Genomic DNA, 22495 nt, shown 5'->3' with positions numbered 1-22495 from the left:
ATCGGCGTCCTTCGTCGCCGGATCGTCCTCGACGCCGTTGATCAGCTTGTCGCTTGTCGGGCCGAGGTTCGTGCCGCTGGAGTTGGCGGCGTCATAGCCGCCGCCCGCCGCCGAAGGGCGCGTGTGGAAGTACTCGGGTTTGCTGAACGTCTGGCCGAGCAGCTCCGAGCCGACCACTTGTCCCTGCTCGTTCTTGATCAGGCTGCCGTTGGCCTGGTGCGGGAAGACCGCCTGGGCGATGCCCCAGATCACGAGCGGGAAAACAATGCCCGTGAACACGATGAAGAAAAGCGTCAGGGCGATCGAGGGCCAGAGGATCGGCGATTTCGGATTGCGGATTTCGGATTGAGGATGAAGAGTTGCCATTGCCTTATGCGAGCCTCAGTGCGACGAGGATCTTGTCGATCAGCCAGATGAACGGGAAGGGGACGATGATCCCGAAGAGCCCGTAGACGAGGAGGTTGCGGCGCAGGACCGCGGCTGCGTTCATCGGCCGGTACCGAACGCCGCGCAGCGCGAGCGGAATCAGAGCCACGATGATCAGCGCGTTGAAAATGACCGCCGCGAGGATTGCGCTCTTGGGATTCGAAAGGAAGTTCAGGGCCTGCAACTCGGGGTAGGTCACGATGAACATCGCAGGGATGATCGCGAAATACTTCGCGATGTCGTTGGCGATCGAGAAGGTCGTTAGCGAGCCCCGCGTGATGAGGAGTTGCTTGCCGATCTCCACCACTTCGATGAGCTTGGTGGGGTTGGAGTCGAGGTCGACCATGTTGCCGGCCTCTTTCGCGGCCTGCGTGCCGGTGTTCATGGCTAGGCCCACGTCGGCCTGGGCGAGAGCGGGAGCGTCGTTGGTCCCGTCGCCGGTCATCGCTACCAAACGCCCGCCCGCCTGTTCCTGTCGGATGTAGGCGAGCTTCTGCTCGGGGGTGGCTTCGGCAAGAAAGTCGTCGACGCCGGCCTCGGCGGCGATGGCGGCGGCGGTGAGCGGGTTGTCGCCGGTGATCATCACCGTCTTGATGCCCATCTGGCGAAGGTCGAAGAACCGCTCCTTGATTCCGCCTTTCACGATGTCCTTGAGGTGGATCGTCCCCAGCACCTTGGCGCCGCGGTCGTTTCGCTCGGCCACCACGAGCGGGGTGCCACCGGCTTTCGCGATCTCGTCCACCGTCGCTTGGACATCTGATGGGAAGTGTCCGCCTTGTTCCTCAATCCAGCGCTTCACCGAGTCCTGGGCGCCCTTGCGAACCATCATGCCGTTCAAGTCCACACCGGACATCCGCGTCTGCGCCGTGAACGGCACGAAGTGCTCACCGCTCACCGCGCGGCCCCGGAGCCCGAAGTCTTCCTTGGCGAGGATCACGATGCTGCGTCCCTCGGGGGTCTCATCCGCCAACGAGGAGAGCTGCGCCTTGTCCGCCATCTCCTCGGACGAAATCCCCGGCGCCGGGATGAACGCGACGGCCTGCCGGTTGCCGAGCGTGATCGTGCCGGTCTTGTCCAAGAGCAGCACGTCCACATCTCCCGCGGCCTCCACCGCCCGGCCAGACATCGCGATCACGTTCTTGCGAAGGAGCCGGTCCATGCCTGCGATCCCGATCGCGCTCAGCAGCCCGCCGATGGTGGTGGGGATCAGGCACACGAGCAGCGCCACAAGCACCGTCACCGTGATCGGCGCGCCTTTGCCCTCACTTTGCACCGCGTAGATCGAGAACGGCAGCAGAGTCGCGCAGGCGAGCAGAAAGATGATCGTCATCGCCGCGAGCAGGATGTTGAGCGCGATCTCGTTGGGGGTCTTCTGACGCTTGGCGCCCTCGACCATCCCGATCATCCGGTCCAGAAAGCTCTCGCCGGGGTTGGCCGAGATGCGCACGACGATCCAGTCGCTGAGCACTCGCGTGCCACCGGTGACGGCGCTCCGGTCGCCTCCCGCCTCGCGGATGACCGGCGCGGATTCGCCGGTGATGGCGGATTCGTCCACGGTCGCGACCCCTTCGACGATGTCGCCGTCCCCCGGAATGAACTGCCCGGCCTCGACCAGCACCAAGTCGCCCTTTCGAAGCGCGGATGCGGACACGACTTCGAACTTCGTTTTGTCCCAAGAGGCGTCGCTTGCATTCAGAAGCCGCGTCGCGGGCACGTCCTTCTTGGCTTTCCTCAGCGAGTCGGCCTGGGCCTTGCCCCGACCCTCCGCCATCGCTTCGGCGAAGTTGGCGAAGAGCACGGTGAACCAAAGCCACAGTGCGATCGCGAGGATGAACCCCGGGGCGGCTTCTCCGTCTCCGACGAGAGCATGAATCCAGAGTCCGGTCGTCAAAACGGACCCCACCCAGACGACGAACATGACGGGGTTCTTGATCTGCATCCTCGGGTCGAGCTTGCGCAGAGAGTCCAGCGCCGCCCGGCTGAGGAGCGAACCTTCGAAAAGGGGTTGAGGCTTGTGGCTTGACATGGCTTATCGGTTCATCTGGAGGTGCTCGACGATCGGGCCAAGGCCGAGCGCTGGAATGAAGGTCAGCGCGCCGACGATCAGCACGACCGCGCAGAGCAGGGCGACGAAAAGCGGCGTGTGAGTGGGGAGCGTGCCGGGGCCGGTGGGGACGATGCGCTTTCTCGCCAACGATCCCGCAATGGCCAGCACCGGGACCATCAGCCAGAACCGCGAGACCCACATGGCGGCCGCTCCCAGGAAGTTATGGAAAGGCACGTTCGCGCCGTAGCCCGCGAACGCCGACCCGTTGTTGTTGCCCATGCTTGAGTAGGCGTAAAGGACTTCGGAGAAGCCGTGGGCGGCCGGGTTGGCCATGCCCTTGACGCCTTGAGAAACTCCGGGATCGGCCGAAGGCCAGACCAGGGCGGTCGCCGCGCAGAGCAGCACCACCGCGCATGGGATCAGGATCACCAGCGAGGCCATCTTCATTTCATAGGCCTCGATCTTTTTTCCCAAGTATTCCGGCGTGCGCCCGACCATCAGCCCGGCGATGAACACTGCGACGATGGCGAAGACGAGCATGCCGTGGAGCCCCGAGCCGACGCCGCCGAAGACCACCTCCCCGAGTTGCATGAGCACCATCGGGAACAGTCCGCCGAGAGGGGTGAAAGAGTCGTGCATCGAGTTGACCGATCCGTTGCTGGCAGCGGTGGTTGAGGTCGCCCAGAGCGCAGAGTTGCCGATCCCGAATCGGGCCTCCTTTCCTTCCCAGTTGGCAGTGGAATCCAGGCCCATCGAGGCGAAGGCCGGATTGCCTGACTGCTCCGCCGTCACAGTTGGCACAAGGCAGGCGACATAGAGCAACAGCATCGCCGCGAGCACTGCCCAGCCCTGGCGCCGCTGGCCGACCATCAAACCGAACGTGTAGCAGAGCGCGGCGGGAATCAGGAGGATGGCGAGGCACTCGAAGAAGTTGCTGATCGGGGTCGGGTTTTCCAGCGGGTGCGCCGAATTGACGTTGAAGAACCCGCCACCGTTGGTGCCGAGCTGCTTGATGGCGACCTGCGAAGCGGCCGGTCCGAGGGCGATGGTCTGCTCGACGACCGCATTGCCGTCGGCATCCTTCGTGGCTTGGACCAGGGTTGCCCTTTCATATTGATGGAAGCTCTGGACGACGCCCTGACTCACGAACACGAGACTGAAAACAACGGATAGCGGGATGAGGATGTAGACCGTCGACCGGGCGAGGTCGGTCCAGAAGTTGCCGATGCCGCTCGCTTCCTTGTTGCGGAGCCCCCGGATGAGCGCGGCCAAAACGGCGATCCCAGCGGCGGCGCTCACGAAGTTCTGAACTGTGAGCCCGAGCATCTGAGTGAGATAGCTCATCGTCGATTCCCCGCCGTAGCCCTGCCAGTTGGTGTTTGTCGCGAAGCTCGAGGCGGTGTTGAGAGAGGAATCTGGGCTGACGGGGCCCATTCCGGCCGGGTTGAGGGGCAACGAGACTTGCAGCCGCTGAAGCAGATAGACCGCGAGGAAGCCGACGGCGCTGAAGGCAATGACGTTGGCCGCGTATCGCTTCCAGTTCATCTCCTCCTGCGGGTCCACGCCGCCGACCTTGTAGGCCAGCCTTTCAAGCCATCCCAAGACGGTGCTCATAAAGGTCCGATCCCCTTCCAGCACCTTGGCCATGTAAATGCCAAGAGGTTTCACGCAAAGGAGCAGGACCAGAAGGTAGATGCCGGTTTGAATCCAGTCGCGCATGGCCATGTCAGAACTTCTCCGGGCGCAGCAGCGCCGCGCCGAGATAGATCAAGAGCGCGAGCGCGATCAGGCCGCCGATCCAGTAGAGCGTCGTCATTCGCTCGCCTCCAGCCTCTCGCACAGTCGGATCAACCCGAACGTGGCGATGGTGAGGCCAAGGATGACTCCAAGAGCTGCGATGTCCATGTCATGAATGGTGGTGGACGGAGAGGTCAATGGCGTTTCAATGCCCCGGGGATGCATCTCAAGATTTGGTCAATACGGTCTCGACCGTTCAGAACTTCACCACCGCCGCTGCCAAAAGGCACGCGAAAAGGATCGGATTTCGGATCTTCACGAAACCACTATGCCGAGCGCGTTCCTCAAGGGCGGTTCAAGAAACGAACCGAGCGGCTCAGGAAATCCTCAAGAGTTCCCGGTTCGAGAAGAGTTGGTTCAGACTGGATCCGCGCAACGTTCGGCGCGCGCATGGCGTAGAATGGGCCCGTAACCCCCGAAGGGGAGTAGCGACTGCGCAAGCAGAGGCGGATTCGTCAAGACGCTCGAAAGAGCCGGATCAGCCAGAAATCGCAAGACCTTCACCGCGACGCGAGTGAAGGTCTTTTTGTTGCCTTCCATCGCCCGCGACGGTTGCGATGGAGGTAACAAAGATGAAGTGTCCAAAATGCGAGGTCATCGAACTCACGATGGCGGATCGAGCCGGAGTCGAGATCGACTACTGCTCCGCTTGCCGCGGGGTGTGGCTCGACCGTGGCGAACTCGACAAGATCATCGAGCGAACGCCCCTGGCCACCCCCTCTGCCGATCGGTTCTCGGAGCGCCCGCCGCGCGGACGCGTTCGTGATCAAGACGACGACGATGACGACGACGATCGCTACGAAGACCGCGGCCGCCGGAAGAAGCGCGGAGGCTTCCTGGGTGAACTCTTTGACTTCTAACGAGGCCACGCCATGGAACTAGCCGGCATTCCCGTGTGGATTTGGGGGGCGTTCCTCGGATTTGTCTTGGTCGTCCTGGCCCTCGACCTGGGCGTGTTCCACCGAAAGGCGCACGTCGTCGGCATGAAAGAGGCGCTGGTCTGGTCCGCAGTCTGGATGGGACTGGCCCTGGCTTTCGGCGCCCTCATCTTCACCCAGTGGCAGGAGATCCGGCCGGGCAGCACCTACTCGAACTCGGATGCGGGCCTCGCGTTCATCGCCGGATACCTGGTCGAGTGGGCGCTCAGCGTGGACAACCTGTTTGTCTTCTTGCTGGTGTTCGCCTACTTCCAAGTGCCGCCGCAATACCAACACCGCGTCCTCTTTTGGGGCATCGTCGGAGCCCTCGCGTTCCGCATGATCTTCATCGCCCTGGGCGCGGTCGTCTTGGAGCGGTTCCACTGGTCGATGATCCTGTTCGGCGCCTTCCTGGTCTTCACGGGCATCAAGATGGTCCGTTCGCACGGGAAGAAGATGGATCCGGGCAAGAACCCCGTGCTCACCCTCTTTCGCAAGATCGTTCCCGTGACCCCTGAATATCACGGCCAGAAGTTCTTCACCCGGATCGACGGGCGGCTCTGGGCGACACCCCTCTTCGTGGCGCTCCTCGTCGTCGAGTTCACGGACATCGTGTTCGCCGTCGATTCGGTCCCGGCGATCTTTGCGATCACCAGCGAGCCGTTCATCGTGTTTACGTCCAACGTCTTTGCGATCCTCGGCCTGCGCTCCCTGTTCTTCGCCCTCGCGGGTCTGATGCAGATGTTCCACTACCTGCACTACGGCTTGGCCGCTGTCCTGATGTTCGTCGGAGGAAAGATGCTCTACGGGTACTTCGAAAAGGACGTCTGGCCGGAACTCCCCAAGTTCCCGGTCTGGCTCTCGTTGGTGGTCATCCTCGTCACGCTTGGGCTCGCCGTGCTTGTGTCCATTCTTCGTCCGCCCAGCTCGTCAACGCCCGAACCCCAAAGATCCTGAATGAGGGAGAAACCCATGATCAAAATCGTCGCCGGAATCGACTTCGAGTACTACCCGTTCGCACTCGCCTTCCTCGAGCGGCTCCGCCTGGCCTCCGCCGAGGTGCGCTTGATGCACGTGATCGAGTCCGTCCTGCCGGACAAGTCGTTTCCCGAACTCGGGCCGACCCACCCGTTGAGCGTCATGCTTGCGGAGCACGAACGGCAGGGCGAAGCGGAACTCCTCAAGGCTGAGGACCTGCTGGCGGGATCCGGATATCGCCTGAGCAAGGAACTTCGAAAAGGGGATCCCGCCAGGTCCCTGATCGATTGCGCCAGCGGTTTGGCTGCCGACCTCATCGCGGTTGGATCGGCGCGGAAGGGAGCTTGGGGGGCGCTCTTCTTTGGGAGCGTCACGAAGGCCTTGACGGCGAGCGCCGAGCAATCCATCCTCGTCGCGAAGAGCCCTCCCCGCTCCGAAGAGGGCCTGGCCGCGGTGTTTGCGGTCGACCACTCCGCGTATGGCAACGCCTGCTTCGACCGGTTCCTTGGGTGGAAGGCGCGGGGAATCCGCCGAGCCACCCTCGTGACGGCAAGGCAGGCTGTTTCCGATGTTGATCCGCAGTTGGCGGGCATCGAAGCCGATTTCGAAGCGCGCAATGCCGATTGGTGCGACCGACTTCGCGCGGAGGGCATCGCCTGCGAGCACCGGCTCGTCGCGGGGCATCCGAACGAGGCGATCGAGGCTGCGATGAAGGAGACGGAGGCTGACCTCCTCGTCATGGGTGCACGCGGGCATGGTTTCTGGGATCGCTTCCGACTCGGAAGCGTCTCCCACTATCAGGTGGTGGCGACCCCGAACAACGTCCTTGTCCTTCGGGCTTGAACGAATCGGCTTAAATAGGACCAGCCGTCATGAAACGCGTCCCCCTCCTCTTGGCCGCCGCCCTCACCGTGCCGCTCAACCTCCAGGCAGCTGACGCTCTCTGGTTGGGGGCGCACGCCGCCCCGCTCGGACGACCCGCGGTGCAGACCAAGAACCGGCCCAACATCCTGCTGATCTACGCCGACGACCTCGGCTACGGCGACGTCGGCTTCAACGGTGCCACCGCCGTGAAGACCCCGAACGTGGACCGGCTCGCCACCGAAGGGCTCCGGTTCAACAACGGCTACTGTTCGTCGTCCACGTGCACGCCTTCACGTTTCTCCATGCTCACCGGCGAGTACGCGTTTCGCCAGAAGGGTACGGGCGTGTTGCCGGGCGACGCGAAGCTGATCATCCCCACCGACCGCGCGACCCTGCCGTCGATCCTGAAGAAGGCCGGTTACGCCACCGGCATCGTCGGCAAGTGGCACCTCGGCTTGGGCGCCGGCAAGGAGGAGCTCGACTGGAACGCCGAGATCAAACCCGGGCCGCGCGAAGTGGGGTTCGAGTACTCGTTCATCATGGCGGCCACGGGCGATCGCGTGCCGTGCGTGTTCATCGAGAACCAGAGGATCGTCGGGCTCGAGGCGTCCGATCCCATCGAGGTCAGCTACGGCAAGACGCCCTACCCGGGCGAGCCGAACGGGGTGAGCGAGCGCGACCAGCTCAAAATGGACTGGAGCGAGGGCCACAACATGGCCGTCGTCAACGGCATCGGCCGCATCGGCTACATGAAGGGCGGGAAGGCCGCGCTTTGGAAGGACGAGGACATGGCCGACACCTTCACGCGCAAAGGGGTCGAGTTCATCGAGAGCCACAAGGACAAGCCCTTCTTTCTCTATTTCGCGACGCACGACATCCACGTTCCGCGCGTACCGAACGCCCGCTTCGTCGGCAAGACCACCATGGGCCCGCGCGGGGACGCCATCGTCCAGTTCGACGCGTGCGTCGGGGAACTTCTAGCCGCGTTGGATCGCCTCCACCTCTCCGAAGACACGCTCGTCATCTTCACCAGCGACAACGGGCCCGTGCTCGACGACGGTTACAAGGACGACGCCGTGGAGAAGCTTGGGAACCACAAGCCCGCGGGCCCGTTTCGCGGCGGCAAATACTCGATTTACGAGGGCGGAACGCGCATGCCGTTCGTGGTGCGTTGGCCCGGCCGCGTGACGCCGGGCGTCAGCGAGGCGATCGTGAGCCAGGTCGATTTCTGCGCCAGCTTCGCAGCCCTCGCGGGGTTGAAGCTCGGCCCCGAAGACGCGCCCGACAGCATCAACGTAATGCCCGCTCTGCTCGGCGACTCGCGCACCGGCCGCGACCACGTGCTGATGCATTCCGGCATCGTCGCGATACGCCACGGCAAGTGGAAGAATGTCCCGGGTCGGCCCGCGGCCAATGGGCCGAATGCCCCGCGGGCAAGGGACGAGGAACTCTACGACCTCGAGAGGGATCTGTCGGAGTCCACCAACGTCGCCGCTCAACATCCCGACGTCGCGGCAAGGCTTTCCAAGGAGCTGGACCAACTGCGCGCCCGCGGCGAATGATCCTCGCAAGGACGATGCGAGGATCCAGCTCGGGACCTTGTCTACTCGAAAAGGCGGTGGGTCGAGCCAAAGGCGGCAACCGTCACCTTCACCGGCGCTCGCTGCAAGGCATCGAGCGTCACGTGCGCGCGATTGCCATCGGGGTCCAGCACCGCGGCACTTCCCTTGAGACCCGTGTAGTACAGCGGGACTTCCAGGGTTCGGGTTACGGGACGGTCAAGCGGGTTGTAGACCATCAGGAGACCCTTCTCCTTCAGCGCGGGGTTCACGTGCAGGAGATAGTCGATGTCCCGTCCGTCGGCCCTTCGCAGGTGGATGATGTCGCTGTCGAGAATGGCTCGGTGCTTCTTGTAGAAGTCGACCCACTTCTTGACCACCGCTTCGGTTTCGGGAGCGTCGTACAGTCTGGGTCCGCGGTAGCACGCCTGAACGCCGGCGCCGAACAAGTTGGCAAGGCGCTGCTCGTAGTGCGCCAGATGCTCCTTCAGCGGCTCGATGGTGGCCGCGCCGCCGCCGCCCTGGTACTCCGTGAGCGGCACGAACATCCAACCCATGCTCGGCGCCTTGTCCCAGGTGCCGTCAAACACGTTCTGCCGCTCGATGATCTCCTGGAACTCGCGGGGCAGGGACCAGTTGGTCTCGCGGTACCCCATCGCGGTCTTGGTCCCTCCGTTCAAGAAGTACCAATCGGGGATGTTGAGGTACGTGCCGTTCCCTCGGCACCAACTGTAGAAGTCGGTGATCGCCCTCCACATAACCCATTGCGAGTCGTCAAGCCCTCGGTGGTAGGGGTGGTCCGTGGCCGCGCAAAGGTCGCCCGGATACGAGCCGTCGTGCTCGAGCACGTCCAGACCGGCCACCTCGATGAATCGCTTGAGCTGCGCAAGGTAGTCCACCCCCCACTGCGCTCCCAGGCAAGGCATCACCCCGTACCGGGCGGGTGACCCCTGCGTGTTGTCGGCCTTGTCGGCGGCGCCGCGGCTGGCCAGCAGCGAGTAGCCGCCCAGCGCGATGCCCTTGCTGTGCGCGTAGTCAGCCAGCTCCTTGATCTGTTGCTGGTACTTGGGGTCGCGGCTCTCGAAGTCGAAGCCGCTGCCGAACGTCATGATCACCATCTCGAACCCCACCGCCGCGCACTGGTCCACCGCCAGTTTCACCGCCTCTGGGGCCGCGCTTCGCACGTGCATGAGGATAGGGTTCTCGGCCACCCAGGGGGAAACGGTGCGGTAAATCCGGCGCACCGCCAGGGTCTGCCGTTCGCGTTCTGAGGAGTCGAGCGGCATCTCGAACACCCGGAAGGACTCGAACGATTCGCCCGGGGGGACGATCTGGTCTGGCCCCAGCGGCGGCCGGCATTCGAGAAGGCACGGCGTCTTCCGGTTGTAGTTGACCTGGGTCGGGTAGTCGGGGTCGGCCACCCAGTGCACCCCGGCGCTGTGGTTGGGCCCCGACATGCCTCCGAACGTGTAATCGGTCTCGACGAAGAGGTTGGAGGGGCGCCAGGTCGAAGTGTCGTCCACGATGGACTCCGACTCGACCACCGCCAGTTCTTCGCACACGAACCGGTTCAACCGCACGGCCCTGTCCGTTCCGTTGCGGACCACGATCCACTTGCTGATCAGCGGCAGCCCGTCATAGATCTCGTAGTGCACCTCCACCGTCACGTCGCCTTCCGGCGCGGCGAACGTCAGCACGAGCGACTTTCCGGGCGGCGGCCAAGGCACGTCGCGGGCCATCCACTTGGAGCGCTTCTGCCACGGAAATCGGGCGACGGTGGATCCGACGCGGTGGCTCCGATACTGGAACGCCGCCGGGTTGGACGTCATGGTCTCCAGCCACCGCGGGTCGAGGTAGTTCTGAACGGGTTGGCCGTCCAGCCCCCCGATGTTGAAGGACCGTCCGTCGAGTTCGATCACCGCCTCCGGCCGCACGGCGCGCACGAACTCGGTTCCATCGACGCCGAGCCTCAGGCTGATCGTTGCGGCGTTGGGGGAGATGCGGACGACCCGGCTCACCAGCCCGTTCTGCAGGGTGATCGTCTTGCCATCCGCCGTCACCGCCGCTTTGAAGGGCGAAGGGTCGATGAGCCAATCGGTCGTGGGGAGGGCGGACAAGAGGCAGACGCAGGCAAGGAGTGTCGTCATGGGTTCACTCCCCATGATACGGTTGTGGCTCCCCTTCGAATCGCCTGTATACTTTTCGAATGAGAGAGGGACCGCCGGGGAACCGACACGCGTGGAAAACCCGGGGGCTCTTCGCGGGAAGCCTGCTCCTCTTCTTCTTCGGCGCCCACGCCCTTCCCAATCCTGTTCAAAGCAAGCCCGCGAGCCAAGAGGCGGCCGACGTCTTCGAGTCCAAGATCCGGCCCATCCTCCAATCACGGTGCATCGTTTGTCACGGCCCGGACCTGCAGTCGAAGAACCTACGCCTCGACCAGCCCGTCTCGCAGGCGATCGCGCAGCGGCTGGTGGAGGTCCTCTCCTACACGAGCGACGTGAAGATGCCGCCCTCCGGCAAGCTGCCGGCCGACGAGCTGGCGCTCCTCACGAAATGGGCGGAAGCCGGCGCGCCCTGGCCGGCCACTCCCAAGGTCGCCCCGTCGTCTGGCTCCACTTTCTGGGCGTTCGTCCCGCCCACCACGCCGCCCGTGCCCGAGGTCAAGGACAAGCGTTGGGCGCAGAACCCGATCGACGCATTCGTCCTGGCCAAGCTCGAACAGAACGGCCTCCAACCCGCGCCGTCCGCCGACCGCCGGACGCTGATCCGCCGTGCGACCTTCGACCTCACCGGCCTCCCGCCCACCCCGGAAGAGATCGACGCGTTCCTGGCCGACAAGGAGCCCAACGCGTTCGAGCGTGTGGTGGACCGGCTCCTCGCCTCCCCGGCCTACGGCGAGCGGTGGGGACGCCACTGGCTGGACGTCGCCCGTTACGCCGACTCTAACGGCCTTGACGAGAACCTCGTCTATCCCAACGCGTGGCGCTACCGCGACTGGGTGATCGCGGCCATGAACGCAGACAAGCCCATCGACGAGTTCCTTCAGGAGCAACTCGCGGGCGATCTGATCCCCGGCGCCGGGAACGACGGCATCGTCGCCACCGGGTTCCTTGCGATGGGCGGCAAGATGCTCGCGGAGGACGACCCGGTCAAACAAGAGCTGGACGTCATCGACGAGCAGATCGACACGTTCACCAAGACGTATCTCGGGCTCACGGTCGCGTGCGCGCGGTGCCACGACCACAAGTTCGACCCCATCAAGGCCAAGGACTACTACGCGTTGGCCGGGATCTTCAAGTCCACGAAGACCATGCTCAACTACAAGAACATGGCCGAGTGGAACGAGCGGCCCTTGGGCACCCCCGCCGAACAGGAGAAGCTCCTGGCCATCGAGGCGCGCCTCCGCGAGACCGGGGAGGAAGCCCGCAAGAAGCGCCAGGTCGCGTCCGACGCGCTGCTCAAGCTGCTCCAGCCCCAGTTGCCAGCCTACGAAACCGCGGCCCGCAAGGTGCTCGAGTTGGAGAAGGGCCGCTCGCCCCTGAAACCCGCGGTTCCATCTCCCGACGGCGCTGCCCCGAAGGAAGCCCTGGTCCGCGAGGCCGAGGATTTCGTCGCCGGCAATGTGAGCAAAGACGTGGGCGGATTCGGCAAGGGCATCGGGGTGCTCGTCAACAAGGGCGAGTATCCGAACCGCACCGAGTACGAGATCACGGTGCCATCCGGCGGTCCCTACCAGCTCGACCTGCGGTACGCCTCCGGCGACCCCCGGCCGATCCGGGTTTACGCGAACGGCGCCCTCGCGCTGTCGAACGCGGCGGGGAAGGTGTCGGGCGGGTTCAACCCCGAGCACCAGAAGTGGTTCGCGGAAGGTATCCTCGTGCTGCAGCAAGGCAAGAATCGAATCAAGTTCGAGCGCGAAAGCTACTTCCCGCACCTCGATAAGCTGCTCCTGATCCCGCGCCCTGGCCAGCCGCCCACCGAAGTGCTTGGCGGCATCGCCGAGGAGGCCCACCTGATCCCGGAGATCGTCCGCGATGTGGCCGACCGCATCAAGAACGGGATCGACGTCCGCATCGAACTGCCCGAGAAGGCCGATGGGCTGTTCCCAGAGGCCGTGCAGCAAGAGCTCAAGAAGCTGGACGACGAGATGGCCGCCCTTCAGAAGGAGAAGCCGGATCTCCCGCGCGCCATGGCCGTGGGCGAGGGGCAACCGGAGAACCTGAAGGTGCACCTCCGCGGGAGTTACCTGACGCTGGGCGAGGAGTGTCCGCGCCGCTTCCCGACCGTGGTGGCCGGTGTGGACCAACCCCCGATTCCGCCCGAACACAGCGGACGACTGGAGCTCGCGAAGTGGGTCACCGACGGGAAGAACCCGCTCACCGCCCGGGTGTTCGTGAACCGGGTGTGGCGCTGGCGGTTCGGACGCGGATTGGTGGCGACCGTGGACAACTTCGGCGCCGTCGGCGAACTGCCCACGCACCCCGAACTGCTCGACTGGCTGGCCACCACCTTCGTGAACGAGGATGATTGGAGCCTGAAGAAGTTCCACAAGAGGCTCATGCTCACGAACACGTACCAGATGAGCAGCCGGTACGACGAGAAGGCGGCCGAGGCCGATCCGGACGACCACCTTCTGTGGCGTTTCCCGAGGCAGCGCCTCGAAGCCGAGGCCATCCGCGACAGCATCTTGTTCGTTTCCGGGACCCTCGACCGCACGATGGGGGGAACCCTGATCACGCTCAAGCCCCGCGCGTACGTCACCAGCACGGCCAACTCCGACCCGATCCAATACGACAGCGTGCGCCGCTCGGTGTATCTGCCCGTGATCCGCTCCGCTCTGTACGACGTCTACACGGCGTTCGACTTCGGCGACCCCACGGTCACGAACGGCGACCGCCCCAGCACGACGGTCGCGCCCCAGGCGCTCTTCATGCTGAACAGTGCGGTCGTCCTGAACGCGACGCGAGCCCTGGCCGAGGCCTTGCTCGGCCAAAAGGGCATGGACGATGCCCAGCGGGTTCGAAAGCTCTACCTCTCTTGTTACGGACGCCCGGCCACCGATCCCGAAGTGGCGGGCGCCCTCGCCTTCCTCAAACGATTCCAATCCGCCTACGCCAAGGCCGAGGATCCCCGACTCAGCGCCTGGCAGAGTCTCTGCAAGGCCTTCATCGCCGCCAACGAGTTCATCTATGTGGAATAACGACCCACTCTCCCGCCGCGAACTGCTCAAGCGGAGCGCCCTTGGGTTCGGCAACATCGCGTTTCTCGGGCTTCTCGCCGAGCAGGCGCTCGCGTACCAGGGCCCGAGCGATCCGCTCAATCCTCTGGCGCCCAAGCCGCCGCAGTTTCCCGCCACCGCGAAGCGCGTGATCTTCGTGTTCCTGCACGGCGGTCCCAGCCAGGTGGACACGTTCGACCCTAAACCCCTCTTGACCCGCGACCACGGGAAGCCCTTCACCGGCGACATGCCGCGCATCGTTTCGAGTCCGACGGGGAACCTGCTCAAGAGTCCCTGGGAGTTCAAACGCTACGGGCAAAGCGGCATCGAGGTGAGCGACCTGTTCCCGCACGTCGGAAGCTGCGTGGACGACCTGTGCTTCATCAACTCGATGCGCGCGTCCAACTCGCGCCACGGGGGAGCCCTGCTCGAGCTTCACACGGGAAGCGACACGTTCGTGCGCCCGTCGATGGGGTCGTGGGTCACCTACGGGCTTGGCACCGAGAACCAGGACTTGCCCGGATTCCTGACGATCTGCCCCACGCTCACCCATGGAGGCGTGAACAACTGGAGTTCGGCTTTTCTGCCGGCGTACACGCAGGGCACACCCATCGGGAACGCCAGCATCGACGCCGCCAAAGCGAAGATCCCGTTCATTCAGAACAGCCAAACGCCGATCGACGCCCAGAAGCTCGAGATCGAGCTGCTGGAGAAGTTGAGCCGGGAGCAGCTCGAGCACCTGGGTCCGGACCCCGCGCTCGAGGGCAGGATCAGCTCGTTCGAGCTGGCGTTCCGCATGCAGTTGGCCGCCCCGGAACTGCAGGAGATCACCGGCGAGAGCGAGGCGACGTTGAAACTGTACGGCCTCGACGAGGCCAAGACCCGCAATTTCGGGCACCAATGCCTCTTGGCGCGGCGGTTCTCGGAGAAGGGCGTTCGATTCGTCCAGATCACGCATTCCTACAAGTGGGACCAGCACAGCGACCTGCGGCGCGACCACGCCAGCAACGCCGCCGAAGTGGACAAACCCATTGCGGGTCTGCTCAAGGACCTAAAATCGCGCGGCATGTTGAAGGACACGCTGGTGATCATCAGCGGCGAGTTCGGGCGCACCCCCGTCGCCCAGGGCGACGACGGCCGGGACCACAATCCGCACGGCTTCACGACGATCCTCGCAGGCGGCGGCGTGAAGGCGGGTTTCAAGTACGGCGCGACGGACGACTACGGCTTCTATGCGGTGGAAGACCCGTGCCACGTGCACGATCTCCACGCCACGATGCTGCACCTCTTGGGGATCGACCACACGAAGCTGACCTACTTCCACGGCGGGCGCAACTACCGCCTCACCGACGTGCACGGCGAAGTGGCGAAGAAGATTCTCGCGTAGCGTCGTTCAGAGGTACTCTTGAACCCAAGGTGGCCGGGGGGATTCGAGCCCGTTCTTCGGGTACCACCAACCGAGAATCCCTTCGAGGGCACCAGGGATCGACTCCTTGAGCATTCTGAATCTCGACCGAATTTTCAAACCTCAACGCATCGCCGTCATCGGCGCATCGGACCACCCCAACACCGTCGGCTACTCGCTCCTGCGAAACCTGATCGGCGCGGGGTTCGAGGGCGTCGTTTACCCCGTCAACAAGAAGCGCGAATCGGTGCAGGGCATCCACGCCTACCCGAGCGTCGCCGATCTGCCCAAGGCCCCGGATCTGGCGATCATCGCGACACCGGCGGCCACGGTGCCCGACCTGGTCCGCGAGTGTGGAAACGCCGGGATCATGGGGGTCATCGTCATCTCCGCTGGGTTCAAAGAGGTCGGGGCGGAGGGGAAGCAGTTGGAGGAGCAGCTTCGGGCGGCTTGGAAGTCGTTTCCCGGCATGCGGATCATCGGCCCGAACTGCCTCGGCGTCATCGTTCCCAAGGCGCACCTGAACGCCAGTTTCGCCGCGGGGAACCCGCGCGAAGGCCACATCGGGTTCGTGTCGCAGTCGGGCGCCCTCTGCACTTCGGTGTTGGACTGGGCCATCGCCGAGGGGATCGGGTTCTCGCACTTCGTGAGCCTCGGCAACTCCATGGACGTCGGGTTTGGAGACCTGATCGACTACTTTGGCGAAGACCGGAACAACCACTCGGCCATCCTCTACATCGAGTCGCTCTTCAACGCCCGCTCGTTCATGAGCGCCGCCCGCGCCTACTCCCGCAACCGACCGATCGTGGCGTACAAGGCGGGCCGGTTCGCCGAAAGCGCCGCGGCGGCGGCCTCGCACACGGGGGCGATGGCGGGCGAGGACAGCGTGTTCGACGCCGCGTTCCAACGCGCGGGCATCGTGCGGGTGTTCGACATCGCCGACATCTTCGACTGCGCCGAGCTTCTGGGCCGAAAGAGGCAGGTGCGGGGCCCCAACCTCGCGATCGTCACCAACGCCGGCGGCCCCGGGGTGATGGCCACCGACACGCTGCTCTCCTTGAACGGCAAGCTGGCGACCCTCCACGAGGACACGCTTGAAAAGCTGAACGCCGCGCTCCCGCCCGCCTGGTCGCACGGCAACCCCGTGGACGTCCTCGGGGACTCGGGCCCGGAACGGTTTGGAGACGCCGTCCAGGAGGTGCTCGCCGATCCGGGGGTGGATGCGGTGCTCGCCGTCCTTTCTCCTCAAGCGGTCACCGATCCCACGAAGACCGCCCAGAATCTCGCGGCCGTGACCGCGGATGCCAGCAAGCCGGTGCTTGCCGCATGGATGGGTGGAAACATGATGGCCGGAGGCATCCAACTTCTCAACCAGGCGGGAGTCCCCACGTACACGACTCCCGAGCAGGGCGTCCGCGCCTTCATGAACCTCTACTCGTACGGGCGCAACCAGGAGATCCTGCACGAGACGCCCCGCGAGATACCGATGGAGTTCTCGCTGGATCGGCGGCGCCTCCGCGACCTGTTCGACATCATCCTCATGGAGGGGCAGGAGATCCTCTCCGAAACCGTGTCGAAGGCGCTCCTGGAGGCGTACGAGATCCCGGTGACCAAGCCCATGGCGGCGCGCTCGGAGGACGAAGCGGCCGAAAACGCCAGGCGCATCGGCTTTCCCGTCGTGCTGAAGGTGCTTTCGCCGCAGATCACGCACAAGACCGACGTGGGCGGGGTCGTGTTGGACCTCCCCGACGAGGCCTCCGTTCGGGCGGCGTACCGGCAGATCGTGGAGCAGGCCAAGGCCGCGCGGCCCGATGCCGACGTGCAGGGTGTGACCGTGCAGGCCATGGTCCGCGCCCAAGACGGAATCGAGCTGATTGTCGGAGCGAAGAAGGACGCGACGTTCGGGGCGGTGATCATGGTGGGCACCGGGGGCATCGCCGCCGAGGTGATGCGCGACCGGGTGCTGGGTCTGCCGCCTCTGAACGAGAGTCTCGCGCGGCGCATGCTCGAAAGCCTGAAGTCCTGGCCGCTGCTCGAGGGGTACCGGGGCCGGCCCGGAGTGCATCTCGATCGCCTCATCGAGGCGCTGATGCGGTTCTCGTACCTGATTGCGGACTATCCCGAGATCAAGGAGATCGACATCAACCCGCTGGTGGCGACTCCCGAGGGCGTGCTCGCGCTCGATGCGCGCGTGGTCATCGACCGCGACCTGGTGGGGACACCCATTCGGAAGTACAGCCATCTGGCGATCGCGCCCTACCCCGACGAGTGGGTGCGCAAGACCAAGCTGAGCGACGGCACGCACGTGCTCCTGCGCCCCATCAAGCCCGAGGACGAGCCGAACTGGCACGAGATGCTCGCCAAAGCCAGCCAAGAGTCGCTTCGCTTTCGGTTCCGCTACCTGTTCAAAGGCACGACCCACGAGATGGCCGCACGGTACTGCACGATCGACTACGATCGCGAGATGGCGATCATCGCCGAGATCGGCGAGGACGACGAGCGCGAGATGATCGGGGTTGGCCGGATGGTCGCCGATCCCGATCTGAAAACCGCCGAGTACGCGGCCTTCGTGGTGGACGAGTGGCAGGGCAAGGGCCTCGGCATCCAGTTCACGCAATACCTCGAGGAGATCGGCCGCAGGTGGGGGATCGAACGCCTGGTGGCCGAAACCTCGACCGACAACCTCGCGATGCAGGCGACGTTCCGCAAGTGCGGCTACACGCTGGAGCACCGCATGGAGGACAACGTCGTGATGGCGACCAAGGATTTGCGCGAAACGGCGGTCGCGACGTAGTGTCCAACCGATCCGTGCTCCTCCGTCTGCAGGACGCCTTGGTCGAGTCCACCTCTGCCACGAGGGACACGACGAAGGCTGGCGGATACGTTGTGATGCTGACGCCAGACGACCCGATGGTGTGGCTGAACTACGCGGTCCCCGTTTCCGAGGAGGCAGCCCATGGCGTGGAAGCCATGATTGCAGTCTTCCAAGCCGCGGACCGGACCCCTCGGCTCGAGTTCTTCCCCGATGTCTGGCCGGGAGTGGCCGAGGTACTCGACGCCCAGGGCTTCGTGTGCGAAAAGCGAATGCCGATCATGGTCTTGGAGGCTCGGGACTGGGTCGGATTGAAGACGGAGATCGACGTTCGAGACGTGGACGCCCAGACGTTCGGTCCGATGAACGCCGTGTTGGCCGAGGCGTTTGGCATGCCTCCGGCGGAGCCTGCAGACCCACAGGCCGACCCCGCGTTCGAGCGGATCGCCTCGGGCGCGACTCTGGCCGCCGCTGCCCTGGTCGACGGGGTGGTGGTTGGCGGAGGCTTTGCGGTTGGGACCACCGAGGTGCGTGAGATTGCCGGGATCGGTACTGCTGCTGCGTTCCGGAGACGCGGGATCGCTTCGGCGGTGATCGCGCATCTGTTGGACCGGTTCTTCAAGGACGGTGGCGATCTGGCCTGGTTGACGCCGGGCGATGACGGGGCGAAGTCCGTCTATTCGCGCTTGGGATTCGAACCCATCGGCGAGCAGGTTTGCTACGCACTGCCGTCGGGGCGGGAGCTATGATGGAGGTGTGAACGCCCTCGCGATTCTCGCGTGTGTGCCGTGCCTTCAATCCGGCCTGGTCGCGGCCAAGGCGACGGTCTTGATCCAACCCGGGGCAACGCCCGCCGAGCAACACGCCGCGCACGAGTTGCGCGACCACCTGGCGCAGATCACCGGTGTCGAACTTGCCCTGCAGACCGATGCCACGCAGGCGCCCACGGGTTCCATCGTGGTGGGCCAGGGACCCCTGGCCAAGAAGCTGTTCCCGGACGTCCGTTGGGAGCAACTCGGCCAGGAACAGACGCTGGTCAAGAGCAAGGGCGGCGTGCTGCTCGTCGCCGGCGGCAAGCCCCGAGGGACGCTCTACGCCGTCTACCGCCTCCTGGGCGAGAAGTGCGGAGTGCGCTGGTGGACCCCCTGGGCGACGACGGTTCCGAAGAACCCGAACCTCGTCCTGCCGCCGATGGATTGGAGCGAGACCCCGGCGTTCGAGTATCGGGATGCGTACTGGTACCACGCGTTCGACCCCGACTGGGCGGCGCGCAACTTCTGCAACGGGTTCAACGCCCGCCTGGGACCCGAGCGCGGCGGGCGGGTCGAATACCAGGGCTTCGTGCACACCTACTACGGTCTCGTCCCTCCCGACCCCAACTTTGCCCAGCATCCCGAGTGGTTCAGCCTGATCGACGGCAAGCGCACGACGGACAGCGCCCAGCTCTGCACCACCAACCCCGAGCTGCGCGAGTTCGTCGTGCGCCAAGTCGAGGCGCAGCTTCGGGCCAACCCGCAGGCCACGATCATCTCGGTGTCGCAGAACGACTGCTTCCGACCGTGCCAATGCGAGAACTGCCGCGCGCTGGCGGCGCGGGAGGGTTCGGATTCGGCACTCGTGCTGGACCTGGCGAACTTCGTAGGCGAGCGGATCGAGAAAGAGTTCCCGGGCGTCGCCGTGGACACGATTGCCTACCAGTGGTCGCGGAAGCCGCCTCTTCACATGAAGCCGCGGCCGAACGTCATCGTCCGGCTTTGCAGCATCGAGTGCAACTTCGCGTATCCGCTCGACGCGCCCGAGAACGCGTCCTTCGGCGACGATCTGAGGGGCTGGAGCAAGCTCTCGAATCGGCTTTACGTATGGGATTACTGCACGGATTTCGCCCATTACGTGCAACCGCACCCGGACGAGTTCACGCTCGGACCCACGATACGGTTCTTTGCCGAGAACGGGGTGAAGGGCGTGTTCGAGGAGGGGGCGTACCAGTCGAACGGCGCGTCGATGGCCGAGCTGAAGGCTTGGTTGATCGCGCAACTGATGTGGGATCCCAAGCAGGACCCGCAGAAGCTGGTCGACGAGTTCCTGAACGGCTACTACGGCGCCGCCGCTCCGTGGGTGCGCCGCTATCTGGAGCTGATGGCGGCAGAGGCCAAGGGGTGGAACCTCACCTTCGCCTCCCCCACGACGGCGGGCTTCCTGCGTTACGATGTGGTGGTCAAAGCCCGCACGGAGCTGATTCAGGGGGCGTGGCGGGTGACGGGACCGGAGCGCTGGCGTCTCGACCAGATCGTGGCGACGCTCGACTACGTGACGTTGGCGCGTTGGACCGAGTTCCGACGCGAGGCGCTGAAGGCGGGCGATCCATGGCTCGGGCCCGGGACCCGGTCGGAGTTCGGTGCGGCGTGGCTGAAGACGGTGTCCGGCGGCGGCGCGCCGTGGGGGTGGACCCCGGTGACGCACGTGAACGAATCCGGTCTGAGCCCACAGGGGTTTATCAACCGCCTTGGCCCCGAACCCGCGCCGCCCGTTCTGCGAGTCTTGCCGCCGCGTCCGGCGAAGACCGCACCCCCGCAAGGCCTCGCCGAGGGCATCGATCTTCAGGACGATCTCGCGAACCTGTGGCGCGAGCCGGATGGGGCCGAACTCCGGCCCGACCCCTTGGCCAGCGACGGCATCGCGTGTTGGATGCCGGGATCGCATCTCGAGTGGGCATTCCAGATCCCCTCGAACCGAGGGAAGGGCGTCGAGGGCACACGCTATAAAGTATTTGTCGTAGTGCGCCTCGACACGGAAGGCAGCGACGCCTCGCCCGGCTTCTCCGCGGGTGTCTACGATACGGATGCCCGCAAGGAGCTGCACTCGCACGTCTTCCCGATCGACCAGACCTCGCCGGGCTACCGAGCCTACGAGTTGGGAACGGTTGTCTGGTCGCCCACGCTCACCGTTTGGGTCGCACCCCCCGCGAACGGGCGGGTGCATGCCGTCTGGGTGGACCGGGTGTATCTGGTCCCTGAGAGTGGTCTCTAGGTTGGGACGCCCTCCTTCTCGATCGCCCGCGGGAAGAGGATGTTGTTCTCTTTGTGCACGTGCTGGTGCATATCGGCCTCCAACTCGGCCAGGGCGTGCAGCAGGGCGCGGTGGGTGTTGCACGCATCCGCGGCTGGCCGAAACTCGTCCGTGAGTCCCCTCATGGCGGCGAGGTCCGCTCCCGCGTGGTCGTGCTCGGCGTGCATGACCTCGATCGGACCGGCGACGCCGTGGCTGGGCTGGCCGGCCTCGAGGGAGCGGATGGCGGGAAAGAGGATTCGCTCCTCCTTCAGCATGTGGCTCTCGAGCTCGGCGCGAAACTCCTCGAAGATGTCGCGCACTTTGACCAGCCGGGGATCGCGCTCGCCGTGGCGCTCGGCGACCTTGGCGGCGAGCATCGAAAGGCGCGGCAGCGCCTGCCGGAGGAAGCCGTGGTGCTTCTCCTCGATGTGGTCGCAAAGGGTGGAGAGCGGTTCGATTCTCCAGTCGGTCCCGCTCCCGGCGGGGTCGGCGTCGGCCGTCTCCAGGTCGCGCACGAGATCGTTGGGGTCGAGCTGTTTGGTTTCGCAGACCGCGCCGAGGGTCTTCTTGCCCCCGCAGCAGTAATCGATGCCCCAGCGCTCGAACACGCGGGAACGTCCAGGTTGTTCGGCAACGAGTTGGCCGACGGGTCGATCGAGGTGTGGATGGTTCATTGTTCTCCTATCAGTCATTCGAACTGGCGATTCGTCGCGCTTCGGTGGCGTTCATCTCGATGTAATGGCGCCAATTGGGCGGCACGTCGTCTTCGGTGAAGATGGCGGTGACGGGGCACTCGGGCTCGCACAGCCCGCAATCGATGCACTCGTCGGGGTGGATGAAGAGCATGTCGTCGGCCTCGTAGATGCAATCCACGGGGCACACCGTCATGCACGACTTGTCTTTCACGCCGCAGCAGGGCTCGGTGATCACATAGGGCATCAGTGGAGACCTCCCATGGGTTGGTCGCCCGTCCGGGGGGACAGCCAGAAGATGTCGGCGAGCCGTGCCCGATTTGGCTGGGTGAGGTCCGCAAGCGTCACGTCCCGCAACTCGTCGAAGAACGCTTTGAGGGCCTTGCCGAGCACGCCCTTCAACCGGCACGCAGGCTCCACGGTGCATCCCCCCTCGGAGGGCTTGAAGCACTCGACGAGCGCAAAGTCCGGCTCGATCGCGCGAAGCACCTCCTCGACCGTGATGCGGGTGGCGTCCTTCCCCAAGACCAGTCCGCCCGACCGCCCGCGGGTCGTTTCGACCAGCCCGGTGGACGCCAGCTTGGCCGCGATGCGCATCAGGTGTGATTGGGAGAGCTTCAGCCGGGTCGAGACCTCTTGGATCGTGGCGATTTCGCCCTGCTTCGTGGCCAGATACATGAGAATTCGCAGCGAGTAATCGGTTTGAGCGTTGAGTCTCATAAGATGAGTGAA

17 protein-coding genes are annotated in these 22495 nt (G+C 64.8%); 9 read left to right on the top strand and 8 right to left on the bottom strand.

All coding sequences use genetic code 11. The features are described from left to right. The 4 genes from M9921_02975 to kdpF form a co-directional block, all read right to left on the bottom strand. Positions 1-366 (bottom strand): potassium-transporting ATPase subunit C (locus M9921_02975; protein MCO5295797.1); only part of this gene is annotated, 366 nt, incomplete at its 3' end. Positions 367-370: 4 nt separating this feature from the next. Further along, positions 371-2452: a potassium-transporting ATPase subunit KdpB gene (kdpB, locus tag M9921_02970; GenBank protein MCO5295796.1), complete on the bottom strand. Its 2082-nt coding sequence runs from the start codon at positions 2450-2452 to the stop codon at positions 371-373. Between the two features lie 3 nt (positions 2453-2455). Then, complete coding sequence (gene kdpA, locus M9921_02965; protein ID MCO5295795.1) at positions 2456-4192, bottom strand: potassium-transporting ATPase subunit KdpA; 1737 nt, start codon at positions 4190-4192, stop codon at positions 2456-2458. A gap of 7 nt (positions 4193-4199) precedes the next feature. Then, positions 4200-4289, bottom strand: a complete 90-nt coding sequence (gene kdpF / locus M9921_02960) for a K(+)-transporting ATPase subunit F (GenBank protein ID MCO5295794.1) — start codon at positions 4287-4289, stop codon at positions 4200-4202. Between the two features lie 553 nt (positions 4290-4842). Between kdpF and M9921_02955 the strand changes: the two genes are divergently transcribed. From M9921_02955 to M9921_02940, 4 genes are read left to right on the top strand one after another with little or no spacing between them, the layout of a single operon-like run. Next, positions 4843-5130 carry a zf-TFIIB domain-containing protein gene (locus tag M9921_02955; protein MCO5295793.1) on the top strand — a complete coding sequence of 96 codons (288 nt, stop codon included), beginning with the start codon at positions 4843-4845 and terminating at the stop codon, positions 5128-5130. Positions 5131-5142: 12 nt separating this feature from the next. Further along, a complete protein-coding gene (locus M9921_02950; protein ID MCO5295792.1) occupies positions 5143-6144 on the top strand; it encodes a TerC family protein in 1002 nt (333 codons plus the stop codon). Between the two features lie 15 nt (positions 6145-6159). Then, a complete protein-coding gene (locus M9921_02945; protein ID MCO5295791.1) occupies positions 6160-7008 on the top strand; it encodes a universal stress protein in 849 nt (282 codons plus the stop codon). A gap of 29 nt (positions 7009-7037) precedes the next feature. Then, complete coding sequence (locus M9921_02940; GenBank protein MCO5295790.1) at positions 7038-8591, top strand: sulfatase-like hydrolase/transferase; 1554 nt, start codon at positions 7038-7040, stop codon at positions 8589-8591. Between the two features lie 41 nt (positions 8592-8632). Here M9921_02940 and M9921_02935 read toward each other — a convergent pair whose 3' ends face one another. Beyond that, positions 8633-10735: a hypothetical protein gene (locus tag M9921_02935; protein ID MCO5295789.1), complete on the bottom strand. Its 2103-nt coding sequence runs from the start codon at positions 10733-10735 to the stop codon at positions 8633-8635. A gap of 59 nt (positions 10736-10794) precedes the next feature. Here M9921_02935 and M9921_02930 point away from each other — a divergent pair, with 59 nt between their 5' ends. The 5 genes from M9921_02930 (at position 10795) to M9921_02910 (ending at position 21050) form a co-directional block, all read left to right on the top strand. After that, entirely contained in the window at positions 10795-13788 is a 2994-nt protein-coding gene (locus tag M9921_02930; GenBank protein ID MCO5295788.1) for a DUF1549 domain-containing protein, read from the top strand. Next, entirely contained in the window at positions 13778-15193 is a 1416-nt protein-coding gene (locus M9921_02925; protein MCO5295787.1) for a DUF1501 domain-containing protein, read from the top strand. Before M9921_02930 ends, M9921_02925 begins: the two co-directional genes overlap by 11 nt. A gap of 106 nt (positions 15194-15299) precedes the next feature. Beyond that, the gene (locus tag M9921_02920; GenBank protein ID MCO5295786.1) at positions 15300-18005 is read left to right on the top strand and encodes a bifunctional acetate--CoA ligase family protein/GNAT family N-acetyltransferase; all 2706 of its coding nucleotides are present in this window, start codon (positions 15300-15302) and stop codon (positions 18003-18005) included. A gap of 14 nt (positions 18006-18019) precedes the next feature. Continuing rightward, positions 18020-18772 carry a GNAT family N-acetyltransferase gene (locus M9921_02915; GenBank protein MCO5295785.1) on the top strand — a complete coding sequence of 251 codons (753 nt, stop codon included), beginning with the start codon at positions 18020-18022 and terminating at the stop codon, positions 18770-18772. A gap of 7 nt (positions 18773-18779) precedes the next feature. Next, positions 18780-21050, top strand: coding sequence for a DUF4838 domain-containing protein (locus M9921_02910; protein MCO5295784.1), 2271 nt, complete (start codon positions 18780-18782; stop codon positions 21048-21050). Here the strand turns inward: M9921_02910 and ric are convergent. From ric to M9921_02895, 3 genes are read right to left on the bottom strand one after another with little or no spacing between them, the layout of a single operon-like run. Continuing rightward, positions 21047-21745 carry an iron-sulfur cluster repair di-iron protein gene (gene ric / locus M9921_02905; protein MCO5295783.1) on the bottom strand — a complete coding sequence of 233 codons (699 nt, stop codon included), beginning with the start codon at positions 21743-21745 and terminating at the stop codon, positions 21047-21049. The genes M9921_02910 and ric overlap by 4 nt on opposite strands. A gap of 10 nt (positions 21746-21755) precedes the next feature. After that, a complete protein-coding gene (locus tag M9921_02900; GenBank protein ID MCO5295782.1) occupies positions 21756-22010 on the bottom strand; it encodes a ferredoxin family protein in 255 nt (84 codons plus the stop codon). Continuing rightward, positions 22010-22483 (bottom strand): Rrf2 family transcriptional regulator, encoded by a 474-nt coding sequence (locus M9921_02895; protein MCO5295781.1) that lies wholly within the window; start codon positions 22481-22483, stop codon positions 22010-22012. The genes M9921_02900 and M9921_02895 overlap by 1 nt, the downstream gene beginning before the upstream one ends. Positions 22484-22495: the final 12 nt, after the last annotated feature.

The sequence above is a fragment of the Fimbriimonadaceae bacterium genome, from assembly GCA_023957775.1.
Lineage (GTDB): Bacteria > Armatimonadota > Fimbriimonadia > Fimbriimonadales > Fimbriimonadaceae > JAMLGR01.
Note: the sequence above shows the minus strand (reverse complement) of the source record. Positions and strands in the feature narration are given on the sequence as shown.